General features: G+C 65.8%; 1 protein-coding gene and 1 pseudogene. Both read left to right on the plus strand.

The annotated features are described in order from the left end of the window. Positions 1-1,306 (plus strand): annotated as a pseudogene (locus IE277_RS46520) (alpha-1,4-glucan--maltose-1-phosphate maltosyltransferase); the annotation flags it as partial. Beyond that, positions 1,303-2,325 (plus strand): alpha-amylase family glycosyl hydrolase (locus IE277_RS46525; RefSeq protein ID WP_268252749.1); only part of this gene is annotated, 1,023 nt, incomplete at its 3' end. The pseudogene IE277_RS46520 and the gene IE277_RS46525, both read left to right, overlap by 4 nt.

Raw genomic sequence — 2,325 nt, forward strand, 5'->3', positions numbered from 1 at the left:
GATCGCGGACATGGGCTTCGACGTCGTCTACCTCCCACCCGTCCACCCCATCGGCACCACCTTCCGCAAAGGACCCAACAACACCCTCACCGCCGGCCCCGACGACGTCGGCGTGCCCTGGGCGATCGGCTCGCCCGAAGGCGGCCACGACAGCATCCACCCCGATCTCGGCACCATCGAGGACTTCGACCACTTCGTCGGCGAAGCCCGAAAGCTGGGCCTGGAAGTGGCCCTCGATCTCGCCCTGCAGTGCTCACCCGACCACCCCTGGGTGCACAAACACCCCGAGTGGTTCCACCACCGCCCCGACGGCACCATCGCCTACGCCGAGAACCCGCCCAAGAAGTACCAGGACATCTACCCGCTCGCCTTCGACGCCGACCCCGAGGGCCTGCACGCCGAGACGGTCCGCGTCCTGCGGCACTGGATGGCCCACGGCGTGCGGATCTTCCGCGTCGACAACCCGCACACCAAACCGGTCGCCTTCTGGGAGCGGGTCATCGCCGAGGTCAACGCCGCCGACCCGGACGTGATCTTCCTGGCCGAGGCCTTCACCCGCCCGGCCATGATGCACACCCTGGCCCAGATCGGCTTCCAGCAGTCGTACACCTACTTCACCTGGCGCAACACCAAACACGAACTCACCGAATACCTCAGCGAGTTGACCGGTGAGGCGGCGGCCTACATGCGGCCGAACCTGTTCGCCAACACCCCCGACATCCTGCACGCCTACCTCCAGCACGGCGGCCGGCCCGCCTTCGAGGTCCGCGCCGTGCTCGCCGCCACCCTCTCCCCCGCCTGGGGCATCTACAGCGGCTACGAACTCTGCGAGAACACCCCGCTCAAAGAGGGCGGCGAGGAATACCTCGACTCCGAGAAGTACCAGCTCAAACGGCGCGACTGGGCAGAAGCGGCACGCGAGGGCCGCACCATCGCCCCCCTCATCACCAGACTCAACACCATCCGGCGCGGCAATCCGGCCCTGCGGCAGCTGCGCGACCTCCACTTCCACCACGCCGACAAGGACGCGGTGATCGCCTACTCCAAGCGCAGCGGATCGAACACGGTTGTGGTGGTCGCCAACCTCGACCCGCACCACACCCAGGAGGCCACGGTCTCGTTGGACATGCCGCAACTCGGCCTGGACTGGCACGAGTCGGTGCCGGTGCGCGACCTGCTCACCGGCGAGACCTATCACTGGGGCAGGACCAACTATGTGCGACTCGAACCGGGTCGTCGACCCGCGCATATCTTCTCGGTTCTGCGACCGTCCACCCCGCAGATCGGAGGGTCACCCACAATATGATCGTCAATGAGCCCGTTCCGGACACCTTCGAGGACACTCCGGCCAAGGACCGGGACCCGGAGTGGTTCAAGCGTGCCGTCTTCTACGAGGTGCTGGTCCGCTCCTTCCAGGACAGCGACGGTGACGGCGTCGGCGACCTGAAGGGCCTGACCGCCAAGCTCGACTATCTCCAGTGGCTCGGCGTGGACTGCCTGTGGCTGCCGCCGTTCTTCAAGTCCCCCTTGCGGGACGGAGGTTACGACGTCTCCGACTACACCGCCGTACTCCCGGAGTTCGGCGACCTCGCCGACTTCGTGGAGTTCGTGGACGCCACCCACCAACGCGGCATGCGCGTGATCATCGACTTCGTCATGAACCACACCAGCGACCAGCACCCGTGGTTCCAGGAGTCGAGGCGGGATCCGGACGGTCCGTACGGGGACTACTACGTCTGGGCCGAGGACGACAAGCAGTTCCAGGACGCCCGGATCATCTTCGTCGACACCGAGGCCTCCAACTGGACGTACGACCCCGTACGCAAGCAGTACTACTGGCATCGCTTCTTCTCGCACCAGCCGGATCTGAACTACGAGAACCCGGCCGTGCAGGAGGAGATGATCTCCGCGCTGAAGTTCTGGCTGGATCTCGGCATCGACGGGTTCCGGCTGGACGCCGTGCCGTACCTGTACCAGCAGGAGGGCACCAACTGCGAGAACCTGCCGGCGGCCCATCAGTTCCTGAAGCGGGTGCGCAAGGAGATCGACGACCAGTACCCCGACAAGGTGCTGCTGGCGGAGGCGAACCAGTGGCCCGAGGACGTCGTCGACTACTTCGGCGACTACGCCACCGGCGGCGACGAGTGCCACATGGCCTTCCACTTCCCCGTCATGCCACGCATCTTCATGGCCGTACGCCGGGAATCCCGCTACCCCGTCTCCGAGATCCTCGCCAAGACCCCCGCCATCCCGGCCAAGTGCCAATGGGGCATCTTCCTGCGCAACCACGACGAGCTCACCCTCGAAATGGTCACCGACGAAGAA

The sequence above is a fragment of the Streptomyces alanosinicus genome (assembly GCF_014650595.1).
In the GTDB taxonomy this organism is placed as follows: Bacteria; Actinomycetota; Actinomycetes; order Streptomycetales; family Streptomycetaceae; genus Streptomyces; species Streptomyces alanosinicus.